The sequence below is a fragment of the Streptomyces viridiviolaceus genome (assembly GCF_014650995.1).
GTDB classification, from domain to species: Bacteria; Actinomycetota; Actinomycetes; order Streptomycetales; family Streptomycetaceae; genus Streptomyces; species Streptomyces viridiviolaceus.
This window is the reverse complement of the sequence record NZ_BMWA01000003.1, coordinates 271,438-285,195: the sequence shown is the minus strand read 5'-3', so window position 1 is coordinate 285,195 and position 13,758 is coordinate 271,438. Positions and strand designations below refer to the sequence as shown.

Here is a 13,758-nt window from a genome sequence, read left to right as displayed (position 1 = left end):
TGGTTTTCCCCTCCCTCAGAACCCCCGCGATCCCCCCAGATCTCCCCCTCCGGGGTGTCCTGATGCCAAGTACGACCCGCGGGCGGCGGGAAGGGTTGCACGGGTTGCGGGATTTTTTTCTCCGCCCGCGACCCGGGGCTCCCGCGCCGCTACTGCATGACGTGGGCGACGAACCGCTCCGCCGTCTCGGCCAGCACCTCCCGTCCGTCGCGGGCCCACAACGCCTCGTTGAACAGCTCGACCTCGATCGCGCCGGTGTACCCGGCCGCCTCCACGTACCCCTTCCACTCCCGCATGTCGATCGCGCCGTCGCCGATCTGTCCGCGGCCGTTGAGAACGCCCTCGGGCAGGGGGGTCGTCCAGTCGGCGAGCTGGAAGGTGTGGATGCGGCCGCCCGCGCCGGCCCGGGCGATCTGTTCCGGCGCCCCGTCGTCCCACCAGATGTGATACGTGTCGACCGTGACGCCGACCTGGTCCGCGGGGAAGCGCTCGGCGATGTCCAGCGCCTGGGCGAGGGTGGAGACCACGCAGCGGTCGGAGGCGTACATGGGGTGCAGCGGCTCGATGGCGAGGCGGACGCCGCGCTCGGCCGCGTAGGGGGCGAGGATGTCGAGGGCGTCCGCGATGCGCTCGCGGGCCCCGTGCAGGTCCTTGCTGTCGAAGGGGAGTCCGCCGGAGACCAGCACCAGCGTGTCGGTGCCGAGCATGGCGGCCTCCTCGATCGCGGCGTGGTTGTCGCCCAGGGCCTCGGCCCGCTCGACGGGGTCGATCGCCGTGAGGAAGCCGCCCCGGCACAGGGTGGTGACGGTCAGGCCGGCGTCGCGCATCAGCTCGGCGGCTGCCTCCACGCCGTACCTCTGCACCGGTTCGCGCCACAGGCCGACGTTCCTGACGCCCAGCTCCTGGCAGGCGTCGGCCAGTTCCGGCAGCGACAGCTGCTTGACCGTCATCTGGTTGACGGAGAAACGCTCCAGTGCCTCGTTCATCGGGGCACTCCGTACAGGTTCAGCAGGGTCCTCATCCGTTCCTCCGCCAGTTTCGGGTCCGGGAACAGGCCGAGGCCGTCGGCCAGTTCGTAGGCGCGGGCGAAGTGCGGCAGGGAGCGGGCCGACTGCAGGCCGCCGACCATGGTGAAGTGGGACTGGTGGCCCGCGAGCCAGGCCAGGAACACCACGCCCGTCTTGTAGAAGCGGGTCGGGGCCTGGAAGAGGTGGCGGGAGAGTTCCACGGTGGGGTCGAGGAGGGACCGGAACCCGTCGGCGTCCCCCGTGTCCAGGACGCGCACCGCCTCCGCGGCCAGCGGGCCGAGCGGGTCGAAGATGCCGAGCAGGGCGTGGCTGAAGCCCTGGTCGTCGCCGGCGATCAGCTCGGGGTAGTGGAAGTCGTCGCCGGTGTAGCAGCGCACGCCCTTCGGGAGGCGGCGGCGCAGGTCGATCTCCCGCTGGGCGTCCAGCAGGGAGACCTTGATGCCGTCGACCTTCTCGGGGTGGGCGGCGATGACCTCCAGGAAGGTGTCCGTCGCCGCGTCGAGGTCCGCCGCCCCCCAGTAGCCCTCCAGGGCCGGGTCGAACATCGGGCCGAGCCAGTGCAGGATCACCGGCTCCGTGACCTGGCGCAGCAGGTGGCCGTAGACCTCCAGGTAGTCCTCGGGGCCGTGTGCCGCGGCCGCGAGGGCGCGGGAGGCCATCAGGATGGCCTGGGCGCCCGCCTCCTCGACGACGGCGAGCTGCTCCTCGTACGCCGCCCTGACCTCGTCGAGCGTGCCGGCGGCGAGCTGGTCGGTGCCCACCCCGCAGGCGATCCGGCCGCCGGCCGCCCTGGCCTCGGCGGCGGACCGGCGGATCAGCTCCGCCGCGCCCGCCCAGTCCAGGCCCATGCCGCGCTGGGCGGTGTCCATGGCCTCGGCGACACCGAGCCCGTGGGACCACAGGTGGCGGCGGAAGGCGAGGGTGGCGTCCCAGTCGACGGCGGCGGGCGAGTCCGGCGACACGTCCGCGAAGGGGTCGGCGACGACGTGCGCCGCCGAGAAGACCGTACGGGAGGTGAAAGCGCTTCCCGGGGTCAGGGCGAGGGGCTCGGTGCGGGGTTCGTAGGGCCGCAGGGTGCCGTTCGCGTCGGGCAGGTGGAGGGTCACGGGGCGATCTCCGGCACGTCGAGGCGGCGGCCCTCGGCCGAGGACTTCAGGCCCAGCTCGGCGAGCTGGACGCCGCGGGCGCCGGCCAGCAGGTCCCAGTGGTACGGGGCGTCGGCGTGGACGTGCTTGAGGAACAGCTCCCACTGGGCCTTGAAGCCGTTGTCGAAGTCCTGGTTGTCCGGGACCTCCTGCCACTGGTCGCGGAACACCTCGGTGGCGGGGACGTCCGGGTTCCAGACCGGCTTGGGGGTGGCGGACCGGTGCTGCACCCGGCAGTTCCTGAGGCCGGCGATCGCGGAGCCCTCGGTGCCGTCGACCTGGAACTCGACCAGTTCGTCGCGGCCCACGCGGACCGCCCAGGAGGAGTTGATCTGGGCGATCGCGCCGCCGTCGAGTTCGAAGATGCCGTAGGCGGCGTCGTCGGCGGTGGCGTCGTAGGGCTTGCCGTTCTCGTCCCAGCGCTGCGGGATGTGGGTGGTGGCGATGGCCTGGACGGACTTCACGCGGCCGAAGAGCTCGTGGAGCACGTACTCCCAGTGCGGGAACATGTCGACGACGATGCCGCCGCCGTCCTCGGCGCGGTAGTTCCAGGACGGCCGCTGGGCGGACTGCCAGTCGCCCTCGAAGACCCAGTAGCCGAACTCGCCGCGCACGGACAGGATGCGGCCGAAGAAGCCGCCGTCGATGAGGCGCTTGAGCTTGAGCAGGCCGGGCAGGAAGAGCTTGTCCTGCACGACGCCGTGCCTGATGCCCGCGGCCCGGGCGAGGCGGGCGAGTTCGAGTGCGCCGTCGAGGCCGGTCGCGGTGGGCTTCTCGGTGTAGATGTGCTTGCCCGCGGCGATCGCCTTCCTGATCGCCTCCTCGCGGGCCGAGGTCACCTGGGCGTCGAAGTAGATCTCGACGCTCTCGTCGGCGAGGACAGCGTCCACGTCGGTCGAGACGTGCTCCAGGCCGTGCCGCTCCGCCAGCGCCCTGAGCGCGTGCTCGCGGCGGCCGACCAGGACCGGCTCCGGCCACAGCACGGTGCCGTCGCCGAGGTCGAGCCCGCCCTGCTCGCGGATGGCCAGGATGGAGCGGACGAGGTGCTGGCGGTAGCCCATGCGCCCGGTCACGCCGTTCATGGCGATACGCACCGTCTTGCGTGTCACGTCATTCCCTTCGTGCGCGGTCCGCGCGCCGCGTACGGCGGAGAGCAGTACAGCAAGCGCTTTCTATTCATGGTGAAGCTAACCTGTGGACGGCCGTGCGGACAAGACCGCGGCCGGAACGAGTTGTTCGAGGGGGCGAACAACGGCGGGCGGTGGTCGTAGGGTCGGCACGGAACCGGGACCGGACACCGGCCCGTGTACCAGGACGTACGACGAGGCGGTGTACGGCGGATGCGCGACCGGAGGACGAGGACATGACGGTGACCCTGGCGGACGTGGCGGCCCGCGCCCAGGTCTCCCCCGCGACGGTGTCGCGCGTGCTGAACGGGAACTATCCCGTGGCGGCCTCCACCCGCGAGCGGGTGCTGAAGGCGGTCGACGAGCTGGACTACGTGCTCAACGGGCCCGCGAGCGCCCTGGCCGCCGCCACGTCGGACCTCGTGGGCATCCTGGTGAACGACATCGCCGACCCCTTCTTCGGGATCATGGCGAGCGCCATCCAGTCGGAGATCGGGGGCCCGGGCGGCCGGGCGGGCGGCGAGAGACTCGCGGTGGTCTGCAACACCGGCGGTGTCCCGGAACGGGAGCTGACCTACCTCACCCTGCTGCAGCGGCAGCGGGCCGCGGCCGTCGTGCTGACCGGCGGGGCCGTGGAGGACGCCACGCACAAGGCGGCCGTGGCGGCCAAGCTGCGCAAGCTGGCGGAGGCCGGGACGCGGGTCGTGCTGTGCGGCCGGCCACCGGCGCCGGAGACCGGGGCGATCGCGCTGACCTTCGACAACCGCGGGGGCGGACGCGAGCTGACCGAGCATCTGCTCGGGCTCGGGCACCGGCGCCTCGGCTACATCGCCGGTCCGGAGGAACGGACGACCACGCGCCACCGCCTGGAGGGCCACCGCGCCGCGCTCGCCGCGCACGGCGTCGCGGAGGACCCTCGCTGGACGGTCCACGGCCGCTACGACCGGCAGTCCGGCTACGAGGCCACCCTCGAACTCCTGCGCCGCGACCCCTCCCTGACGGCCGTCGTCGCCGCCAACGACTCCGTCGCGCTCGGCGCGTGCGCGGCGCTGCGTGACTCCGGGCTGCGGATTCCCGGGGACGTGTCGGTCGCCGGGTTCGACGATCTCCCGTTCAGCATCGACGCGGTGCCGTCGCTGACGACGGTACGGCTGCCGCTCGCGGAGGCGGGGGCGCGGGCCGGGCGCATCGCGATGGGGCGGGAGGAGCCGCCGCCCGGGGGGATCGCGACGGTGCGGGGCGAGCTGATGGTGCGGGGGTCCTCCGGGGTTCCTCGGGGGTGAGGGTGCCGTTGCTTTGACGGGTGCCCGGCGTCCGTGTACTGGGGGCTGCCGCCCCGGGCCCCGCTCCGGCCCGAACCCCTCGTCCTCAAGCGCCGGACGGGCCGGGAGTGCCTGCCCCTGCCGAGAAGCTGCCCGGCGACGAGTTCGCAAGGACCTGGGCGTGACGCCGGACTGACCGGCGCGGCAGCGGGTACTGTCCGTCCCCATGAAGCTGGCGTTCTCCACCCTCGGTGTCCCCGGCCTGCCCCTGACGGACGTGCTGCGGCTCGCGACCGCACACGGCTACCACGGTGTCGAACTGCGCGCCCATCCCGAGGAACCGGCGCACCCGGGCCTGACCCCGGACGAACGAGCCGCGGTCGCGGCCGAGTTCAAGGGGGCGGGCGTCGAGGTGCTGGGCGTGGCGGGGTACGCGCGGGTGGCCGCGCCGGGCGACGACGAGCCAGTGATCGCCGAGGTCCGCGCGCTCCTCGACCTGGCCCGCGACCTGGGCGCCCCGTACGTCCGGGTCTTCCCCGGCGGGAGCAGCGAGCAGAGCGCCGAGGAAGCCGACGCGACGGCCGCCCGGCGCCTGGGCACGGCCGCCGAGTACGCCGCCGACCTGGGCGTACGCATCCTGCTGGAGACCCACGACTCGCACCGCACCGGCGCCGACGCGATGCGTGTCCTCGGTCTGGTCGGCCACCGCCAGGTCGGCGCCCTGTGGGACGTCATGCACACCTGGCTGGGCGGCGAGCAGCCCTCGCAGAGCTACGCCGCCCTCTCCCCGCACCTCGGATACGTCCAGGTCAAGGACATCGCCTCCGCCGACGACACCACGCCGCTGCCGCTGGGCGCCGGCGTCCTGCCGCTCACCGAGGTCGTGGACGTCCTCTCCCGGCACGGCTGGGACGGCTGGCTGTGCTGGGAGTACGAGAAGCGGTGGTACGAGGCCGCCGCCCCGCTGCCCGACCTGCTGGGCCCGGGGCGCGAGCACCTCGCCCGGCTGCTCACCGACTCGGCGTGAGCGGCGCGGAGCCGTCCAGGCACCAGTCGAGCACCGCCGGCCAGGGGCCGTAACCGGCGTCCAGGTCGAGGTGCGCGGCGCCGGGCAGGATGTCGGTGGGGATGCCGAGCGGGTCGCCGTAGACGGCGCGTGCCCCTTCCGGGCAGTACGGGTCGTCGTCGCCCGCGACGAGGCGGGTGGGCCCGGGCAGGACGAGGCCGTCGAGCGGCGGCGGGGCGAACGCGGCGACCTCCGGGTGCCGGGCGAGCACCGAGGCGGACGGCGGCGCGACGAGCAGCACCCGGTCCACGGAGCCCGGCCCGTCCATGCCCCGCGCGACCGCGTGCAGCCACAGCACGGCGGAGGCGCTGTGCGCGACGACGACCCGCTCGGTGTCCTCGGGCAGGGCCTTGATGTGCCGGGTCACCTCGCCGAGCCACACGTCCCGGTCGGGGTCGTCGGGGGCGGGCAGCTGCGGGTAGGTGACGTCGTGTCCGAGTGCGGTGAGGCGGTCGGCCAGCCAGTGCTGCCAGTGCTCCTCGGGCCGGCGGTTCTGCCAGCCGTGGAGGATCAAGTATGCGGTCATGGGGCCGATGATGTCCGATCGTCCGCTGCGAGTGCCGGTCACACCCGGCTCCCCGTACGGCGCGCGGCCAGCCGGCTCTCCAGCCGATCGCGGCAGGCGGGCCACTCCGCCGCCGTGACCGAGTAGATCGCGGAGTCGCGCAGCCGGCCGTCCTCGCCGGGCGCCCAGGAGCGGGACCAGTTGCGCAGGACGCCTTCGAAGCGGGCGCCGGTCGCCTCGATCGCGGCGCGGGAGCGGCTGTTGCGGGCGTCGGTCTTCAGGTCGACCCGGGACACGCCCCAGATTTCGAAGGCGTGCCGGAACAGCAGCAGCTTGGCCTCGGTGTTCAGCCCCGTGCCCTGGGCGGACCGGGCGAGCCAGGTGAAGCCGACCTCGACGGCGTCGAGCCGGTCCTCGGAGAGCCAGGACCGCGGCTCCCAGTAGGAGGTGGTGCCGACCGCCCGGCCCGAGGCGAGGGACACCTGGGCGTACGGCACGAGCCGGCCGGCGGCGGCGCGGGCGAGCTGGGCGTCGATGTACGCGCCGACCTCGGCCGCCCTCGGCACCCATGTGTAGGCGTAGGTCTCCCGGTCCTGCTCCGCCGCCACGGCCAGGTCGGCGGCGTGCCGGTGGCCGAGCGGCTCCAGCCGGACCAGGGATCCTTCGAGGGCAGGGCCCTCCGATGTGAACGTCACCGGCCGAATTCTTCCGCCGGCACGGGAGTCCGTCGACCGACTTCTGCCGGGGCCGGGGCCCCGCCCTCGGCACGGACACGGCTGCGGTCGCGGTTCCGCGGCGTGATCGACGTGAGCGCCACGCCGCCGACCAGCAGCGCCGCCGCGCACCAGCGCAGCGGGGTCACCGGCTCGCCGAGGAACAGGGCAGCCGACGACATGCCGAAGACCGGGACCAGCAGGGAGAACGGCGCGACCCTGGACGCCGGGTGGCGCTTCAGCAGCCACCCCCAGGCGCCGAACCCGAAGACGGTCGATACCCAGGCGACGAAGAGCACCGTGCCCGCGCCCTGCCAGTCCAGGGCCCCGAGCGCCGCCAGGTCGCGGGAGGCGCCCTCCGTCAGCAGGGAGAGGCCGACCAGGGGCAGGACGGGAACGGTGCTCACCCACACCATGAAGTTCAGCGCGTCGGGCGGGGACGCCTTGCGGGTCAGCACGTTGGACACGCCCCAGGCCGCCGCCGCCGCGACCACCAGCGCGAAGGCGCCCAGCGGTCCCGAGGTTCCCTCGTCGACCGCCGCCACCCCGATGCCGGCCAGCGCGACCAGCATGCCCACGGTGCCCACGGCCGACGGGCGTTCGCCGAGGGCCGCCCAGGCGATCACGGCGGTGAACACGGCCTGGATCTGCAGGACCAGCGACGACAGGCCGGCCGGCATCCCCGCGTCCATGCCGACGAACACCAGCCCGAACTTCGCCACCCCGAGTACCAGGCCCACCGCCACGATCCACTTCCAGGCCACCTTCGGGCGTCCCACGAAGAAGACGGCGGGCAGCGCGGCGGCGAGGAAGCGCAGGGCGGAGAAGAGGAGGGGCGGGAAGTGGTCGAGGCCGACCTCGATGACGGTGAAGTTCACGCCCCAGACGGCGGCGACGAGAACGGCGAGAGCAAGGTGTGACGGGCGCATGCGTCGAGGATCACCTCCCACGACCGTGAAGCACCAGCGATGATTGCTGCATGGTTGGATGAAGCATCACTAATCTTCGGGAGCCGTCATGCTCGACCTCCAGCGTCTGCGGGCCCTGCACGCCGTCTCCGTGCACGGCACCGTCGGCGCGGCCGCCGCCGCGCTCGGCTACACGCCCTCCGCCGTGTCCCAGCAGATCGCCAAGCTGGAGCGGGAGACCCGGACCGTGCTGCTGGAGCGGGAGGGGCGCGGGGTGCGGCTCACCGACGAGGCGCAAGCGCTCGCCGCGACCGCCCGCGAGTTGATGTCCATCGTGGAGCGGGCGGAGACCGAGCTGGAGGAGCGGCGCGGAGTTCCCGCGGGGCGGCTGACGATCGCCGCGTTCGCGTCGGCGGCGCGCGGACTGATGCCCACCGTGCTGGCCGACCTCACCCGCCGGCACCCCGCGCTCGACCCCCGGCTCACCGAGGTCGACCCGCATCTGTCGGTGGATCTGGTGGCGAAGGGCGCGGTCGACCTGGTCGTGGCCCACGACTGGGACATCGCGCCGCTGCCCGCCCCGGCCGGGGTGGAGCAGGCGGCCATCGGCGACGACCTGTGCGATCTGCTCGTTCCCGAGGGGCACCGCTTCGCCGGGCGTGGCGCCGTACGGCGCTCGGAGCTGGGCGGGGAGCGGTGGATCTGCCAGCCGCCCGGCCGGGTCTGCCACGACTGGCTGGTGCGGACGCTGCGGACGGCCGGCTTCGAGCCGGACATCGTCCACCAGGCGGACGAGAACCCGACGTTGGTGGCGCTGGTCGCCGCGGGTCTCGGGATCGCCCTGATCCCGCGGCTGGGGCGCGGTCCGCTGCCCGCCGGGGTGGTGGAGGTGCCGCTCGACCCGATGCCGGTGCGGCGGCTGTACGCGCTGTGGCGCACGGGGGCCGCCCGGCGTCCGGCGATCGCGGAGACCGTGCGCGCGCTGCGGGAGCACTGGCCGGCGGTGTCGGCCCACGGGCCCCGCTGAACCCACCGTCACCAACTTCGGAAGACGGGGCGGAACCGGGAACCACGCCCCGCTCCCGCACGTCCAATCCGCGAACTGCCGGATGAGTCTCCGCGGTGCGGTGTCGGCCTCGCTGCTGGCTGCGATCGCTGACCACCCTCTCCGCCGTACTGCGGCCGGCAGCACGCCGCCATCGGCGCGCCCCCCTCCACAGCGCCGATGGCGGCCCCCGGGGCCTGCCGTTCGGATCACCCGCGGACGTCGTCCCGCGCCGCCCGCCGCGACTCCTGTGCGTTCCCTTGACTGGCAGAAACTTCCCGGATATTGCTGACTCCTCGGAAGTTTCCTTCAGGGATCTTCGGCAGAACTCAGCGGACCTCCAGCGGAACACTCCGGAAGGAGCGCACGTGCCCCACAGCAGCACGTCCAGCCCCGCACAGCCCTCCAGACGTACCGTCCTCGCCGCCACCGCGGGCGTCACCGCCGCCCTGGCCGCCGGCGGCACCGCGCACGCCGGCGCCGAACGGCCCGACGACGCCAAGCTCCGCTCCCTCATCTCCCGCATGACCCTCGAGGAGAAGGTCGGCCAGCTCTTCGTGATGCGGGTCTACGGCCACTCCGCCACCGCCCCCGACCAGGCCGACATCGACGCCAACCTCAAGGAGATCGGCGTCCGTACGGCCGCCGAGCTGGTCGCCAAGTACCGGGTCGGCGGCATCATCTACTTCGCCTGGGCGCACAACACCCGCGACCCGCACCAGATCGCGGACCTGTCCAACGGCATCCAGAAGGCGTCCCTGGAGCTGCCGCGCGGGCTGCCCGTCCTCATCTCCACCGACCAGGAGCACGGGATAGTGGCCCGGGTGGGCAAGCCGGCCACGCTGTTCCCCGGGGCCATGGCGATCGGCGCCGGCGGTTCGCGCTCCGACGCCCGCACGCTCGGCCGGATCGCGGGCGCCGAGCTGCACGCGATGGGCATCCGGCAGGACTACTCCCCCGTGGCCGACGTGAACGTCAACCCGGCCAATCCGGTGATCGGCGTGCGGTCCTTCGGTGCCGACCCGGAGGCGGTGGCCCGTCTGGTGGCCGCCGAGGTCACCGGCTACCAGGGCTCGGGGGTCGCCGCGTGCGCCAAGCACTTCCCGGGCCACGGCGACACCGCGACCGACAGCCACACCGGCTTCCCGGTCATCACGCACAGCCGTGCGCAGTGGGAGGAGCTGGACGCGCCGCCGTTCCGTGCGGCGATCGCGGCCGGCATCGACGCGATCATGACCGCGCACCTCATGGTGCCGGCGCTCGACGACTCCGGTGACCCGGCCACCCTCTCGCGCCCCATCCTCACCGGCATCCTGCGCGAGGAGCTCGGCTTCGACGGTGTCGTGGTCACCGACTCCCTCGGCATGGAGGGCGTACGGACGAAGTACGGCGACGAGCGGGTGCCGGTACTGGCGTTGAAGGCGGGCGTCGACCAGCTCCTCAACCCGCCGGACCTGGACCTCGCCTGGAACGCGGTCCTGACGGCCGTTCGGGACGGCGAACTCACCGAGGCCCGGCTCGACGAATCGATCCTGCGCGTGCTGCGGCTGAAGGCGAAGCTGGGACTGTTCCGGGACGCCTACACCGGCCGGCGGGACGTCGACCGCACCGTCGGCACACGGGGGCACCTGGCGGCGGCCGACCGGATCGCCGAGCGGACCACCACGCTGCTGGTCAACGAGGGGGGCCTGCTGCCGCTGTCCCGGCGCGAGCATCCCCGGCTGCTCGTCGTCGGCGCCGACCCGGCCTCGCCGTCGGGCACGACCGGGCCGCCGACGGGCGTGCTCGCCGGCGCGCTCACGGAACTGGGCTTCACCGCCACCGCCCTGTCCACGGGCACCGCGCCGTCCGCCGCCACCATCGACCGCGCGGTCACGGCGGCCGGGGATGCCGACGCGGTGGTCGTGGCCACGTACAACGTCACGGCGAGCAGCAGCCAGCGGACGCTGGTCACACGGCTGCTGGCGACCGGGAAGCCGGTCGTGGCGGTGGCCGTCCGCAACCCCTACGACGTGGCCCACCTCCCCGGCGTCCCCGCCTGCCTCGCCGCCTACTCCTGGACGGACGTCGAGGTGCAGGCGGCGGCCCGGGTGATCGCCGGACAGGTGGGGCCGCGCGGCAGGCTGCCGGTGCCGGTGGTGCGGGCGGACGATCCGACGACGGTGCTGTATCCCGTCGGCCACGGCCTGTCGTACCGGACGTAGGGCACGTACGACACGCGCCGGGAGGGCCACCCGCACCGTGCGCAAAGCACCCCGGGCGTCTGGCGTGCGCCCGCCCCGACGGGCCACGCTGGACGGGGGATCCGGGGGGTTGGCGATGCGTGAGAGATGGTCCGTGGGGGTGCTGTGCGCGCTCCCGGCGCTGCTCGCGGCGCTGCTGACGGGGTGCCAGAGCCCGTCTGGCGGGGCGGAGGAGGACGGCCGGCTCGGCGAGAAGTCGCCGACGCCGACGGCGGCGGCCCGGCCGTCGGGGTACGGGGCGGTGTTCCTCGCGATCGACGAGTGCAGCTCGTTCGGGACGGTCAGCTTCACCGAGGTGCCGTGCACCAGTGAACGGGCGGCCGCGCGGGTCGTGGCCCGGCACGACGGCCGGGTGTCGGACGGGCCGCCCTGCCCGGCGACCACCGACTTCGTGCTGCACATCAGCGAACAGCGCCCGTCCTCCGACGAGGACGGCGACGGGGCCGTGCCGCGGGGCTACGCCTGCATGCGCCACCTCCAGCCGCCGCATCCCGGCGACCCCGGCGGCGGGGGCGGTCCGCGGACCATCGTCGGCGACTGCGTCTACGACGCCGGCGGCGGCAAGGTCCGCGAGACGGCGTGCGACGGCAAGGGGAAGAACCGGCCGCAGTACCGGGTGACGAAGGCCGTCGCCGAGCGGGCCGACTGCCCCGCCTCGACCGCCCTGTACGTCCGGCTGGGCGGCGAGCGGCCGGTGGGCTGCGCCCGGGCGTTGTGACCTCCCGGGCGCAGCTCAGGGTTTACGGACGAAGCGCCGGCTCGCGCTCCACGTCGCGCTTGTCCAGCTTGGCGTCGAACCGGGCCAGCGGCTTCGCCGCCGACGGGTTCTCCTGGACCGTGGCGGAGGCGACGCCGGCCCACTGGAGGATGCGGGCCGTGGCGAACGCCTTCTGGTCGGGCACCAGGCCGGCGACGTTGGCGCCGTGGTTCATTCCGGGGGCGGTGAAGACGTGGCTGTCACGCGCTCCGTGGCCGAGGCGGAACGGTTCGGCGCCCCACGGGTCGTTCTCGCCGTACACGAAGAGCATCTGCCGCGCGTTGTGCTTCACCCAGGTGTCGACGTCCCGCATGGCCCACGGCTGGAACGTCATCGGGATGTCGCGGGGCACGAAGTTGCGCGGCGGCTGGTAGCCGTAGCGGATGTACTGCTTCTCGATGTGCGGGAACTGGATCGTCGGCGCGCCCAGCTGCGTGCCCGCCTGGTAGTAGTACGGCGTGTACGGGGCGAGGCCCTGGTCGGTGTAGAAGGAGAAGCCGGAGATCGTGTCGACGGAGGTCCAGATCTCGTCGTCGGTGGCGTTCTTGGCGTCGGCCGGGATCGAGTCGCAGTCCTTCAGCGTGCTGTACTGCCAGAAGCCCCAGACGTAGTCCAGGACGACGGCCTCGTACGCCCGGTCCAGGCTGCCGATCGTGTCGAAGGTGTAGCCGTTCTCGGCCGCGTACGCCGCGTACTTCTTCTCCAGCGGCGCCCGGCGCACCAGCGCCTCGCGCTGGACACCGTTCAGCCGGGCGCGGCACTCCTCGGTGCCGACGGTGGCGAAGAAGCGGTCGTAGGCCGAGTCCTCCTTGTTGACCACGTCGTTGGGCGCGACGTAGGCGACGACGCCGTCCATGTCACGCGGGTAGAAGCGCTCGTAGTAGGTCGCGGTCATGCCGCCCTTGGAGCCGCCCGTGGAGATCCAGTTCTTGGTGTAGAGCGGCTTGAGTGCCTTGAAGATGCGGTGCTGGTCGCTGGCGGCCTGCCAGATGTCCAGCTTGGACCAGTCGGCCGGCTCGGGCCGGGACGGCGTGAAGAAGCGGTACTCCATGGAGACCTGGTTGCCGTCCACGATCTGGGTCGGCTCGCGGCGGCCCGGGTTCGTGGAGACGCTGTAGCCGCCGGTGTAGAAGACCGTCGGGCGCGACACGTCCTTGTGCAGCACGGTGATCCGCTGCTGGAACGTGCCCTTGGACGGGTTCCGGTGGTCCACCGGCTGGGTGTAGTTGAGGACGAAGAAGCGGTAGCCGGGGTACGGCTTCTCCTCGATCAGGCTCATGCCCGGTATGGACAGCAGCCGGTCCTTGATGTCGCCGGTGGCCTCCGGCTGGGCGGCGGTGGCCACCCCTGCCGTACTGACGGTGCCTATGAGCACCACCAGCGCCAGCAGCCATCTGAGCGCCTTGCGCATGCACCCTCCCCTGGGTAACTGACGTCCGGCGGAAGCTATCGGAGCAACTCGGGGACGCACCAGGGGAGATGACGAAATACCTGCAAGAAACCCGCGGGTCAGCAGAGGATCCGGCCGGAACTGACCGATCCCCGGGCCACTGCGCCCTTCACCCACACGCACCGCTGTCCGGCGTACACGGTCACCGGCCCGGCCCGGTAGGCGTACCGCCCCTCGTCGACGACCGGCCGGCCGCCGCGCGCCTGCACGCTGACGGACATCTTCCGCTTGGTGCCGGGCTTCTCGGGGACGGTGACGGCGCAGACGTAGCCGCCTCGCTTGTGGACCAGGACGGTCCCCGTGGAGAACGGCAGTGTGCGGACCTTGCGTCCCGGGCAGTACGCGGCGGCCTGCGCGTCCTGCGGCAGCGCGACGGTGAGCAGCCCTGCCACGGTCAGTACGGCCGTCGCGAGCGCCAGCCGCCGGCGTATCCCAGCCCCCTCGCCCACTGTGGACCCTTCCGTACGGCGATCATTGACGTACGGCTGTACGGACGCATGACGTACGTC

13 protein-coding genes are annotated in these 13,758 nt (G+C 73.0%); 5 read left to right on the top strand and 8 right to left on the bottom strand.

Annotated features, from left to right (window positions below):
- Positions 1 to 149: 149 nt before the first annotated feature.
- The 3 genes from IE260_RS05350 to IE260_RS05340 are packed head-to-tail and all read right to left on the bottom strand — an operon-like array spanning position 150 to position 3,282.
- Positions 150 to 986: a sugar phosphate isomerase/epimerase family protein gene (locus tag IE260_RS05350; RefSeq protein WP_189869292.1), complete on the bottom strand. Its 837-nt coding sequence runs from the start codon at positions 984 to 986 to the stop codon at positions 150 to 152.
- On the bottom strand, positions 983 to 2,134 hold the full coding sequence (locus tag IE260_RS05345; RefSeq protein WP_189869291.1) for a dihydrodipicolinate synthase family protein: 1,152 nt from the start codon (positions 2,132 to 2,134) through the stop codon (positions 983 to 985). Before IE260_RS05345 ends, IE260_RS05350 begins: the two co-directional genes overlap by 4 nt.
- Positions 2,131 to 3,282 (bottom strand): Gfo/Idh/MocA family protein, encoded by a 1,152-nt coding sequence (locus IE260_RS05340; RefSeq protein WP_189869290.1) that lies wholly within the window; start codon positions 3,280 to 3,282, stop codon positions 2,131 to 2,133. The genes IE260_RS05345 and IE260_RS05340 overlap by 4 nt, the downstream gene beginning before the upstream one ends.
- Before the next feature lie 254 nt (positions 3,283 to 3,536).
- On the opposite strand from IE260_RS05340, the gene IE260_RS05335 reads away from it, so the two are divergent.
- The gene (locus IE260_RS05335; RefSeq protein ID WP_189869289.1) at positions 3,537 to 4,583 is read left to right on the top strand and encodes a LacI family DNA-binding transcriptional regulator; all 1,047 of its coding nucleotides are present in this window, start codon (positions 3,537 to 3,539) and stop codon (positions 4,581 to 4,583) included.
- Between the two features lie 205 nt (positions 4,584 to 4,788).
- Positions 4,789 to 5,589 carry a sugar phosphate isomerase/epimerase family protein gene (locus IE260_RS05330; protein ID WP_189869288.1) on the top strand — a complete coding sequence of 267 codons (801 nt, stop codon included), beginning with the start codon at positions 4,789 to 4,791 and terminating at the stop codon, positions 5,587 to 5,589.
- On the opposite strand, the gene IE260_RS05325 is transcribed toward IE260_RS05330, so the two are convergent.
- Genes IE260_RS05325 through IE260_RS05315 form a run of 3 tightly spaced genes read right to left on the bottom strand, consistent with a single transcriptional unit; the run spans position 5,573 to position 7,775 of the window.
- Positions 5,573 to 6,154 (bottom strand): RBBP9/YdeN family alpha/beta hydrolase, encoded by a 582-nt coding sequence (locus IE260_RS05325; protein WP_189869287.1) that lies wholly within the window; start codon positions 6,152 to 6,154, stop codon positions 5,573 to 5,575. The two genes, IE260_RS05330 and IE260_RS05325, sit on opposite strands and share 17 nt — an antisense overlap.
- Positions 6,155 to 6,192: 38 nt before the next feature.
- Positions 6,193 to 6,828, bottom strand: coding sequence for a GNAT family N-acetyltransferase (locus tag IE260_RS05320; protein WP_189869286.1), 636 nt, complete (start codon positions 6,826 to 6,828; stop codon positions 6,193 to 6,195).
- The gene (locus tag IE260_RS05315) at positions 6,825 to 7,775 is read right to left on the bottom strand and encodes an EamA family transporter (RefSeq protein WP_189869285.1); all 951 of its coding nucleotides are present in this window, start codon (positions 7,773 to 7,775) and stop codon (positions 6,825 to 6,827) included. The genes IE260_RS05320 and IE260_RS05315 overlap by 4 nt, the downstream gene beginning before the upstream one ends.
- An 88-nt stretch (positions 7,776 to 7,863) precedes the next feature.
- Here IE260_RS05315 and IE260_RS05310 point away from each other — a divergent pair, with 88 nt between their 5' ends.
- The 3 genes from IE260_RS05310 to IE260_RS05300 all read left to right on the top strand — a co-directional run bounded on the left by IE260_RS05310 (position 7,864) and on the right by IE260_RS05300 (position 11,760).
- Positions 7,864 to 8,781 (top strand): LysR family transcriptional regulator, encoded by a 918-nt coding sequence (locus IE260_RS05310; RefSeq protein WP_189869284.1) that lies wholly within the window; start codon positions 7,864 to 7,866, stop codon positions 8,779 to 8,781.
- Positions 8,782 to 9,167: 386 nt separating this feature from the next.
- Complete coding sequence (locus IE260_RS05305) at positions 9,168 to 11,003, top strand: glycoside hydrolase family 3 protein (RefSeq protein WP_189869283.1); 1,836 nt, start codon at positions 9,168 to 9,170, stop codon at positions 11,001 to 11,003.
- Positions 11,004 to 11,118: 115 nt separating this feature from the next.
- Positions 11,119 to 11,760, top strand: a complete 642-nt coding sequence (locus IE260_RS05300; protein ID WP_189869282.1) for a hypothetical protein — start codon at positions 11,119 to 11,121, stop codon at positions 11,758 to 11,760.
- A gap of 22 nt (positions 11,761 to 11,782) precedes the next feature.
- Here IE260_RS05300 and IE260_RS05295 read toward each other — a convergent pair whose 3' ends face one another.
- Positions 11,783 to 13,210 carry a S28 family serine protease gene (locus IE260_RS05295; protein WP_189869281.1) on the bottom strand — a complete coding sequence of 476 codons (1,428 nt, stop codon included), beginning with the start codon at positions 13,208 to 13,210 and terminating at the stop codon, positions 11,783 to 11,785.
- 98 nt (positions 13,211 to 13,308) lie between these two features.
- Entirely contained in the window at positions 13,309 to 13,698 is a 390-nt protein-coding gene (locus IE260_RS05290; RefSeq protein WP_189869280.1) for a hypothetical protein, read from the bottom strand.
- Positions 13,699 to 13,758 lie beyond the last annotated feature (60 nt).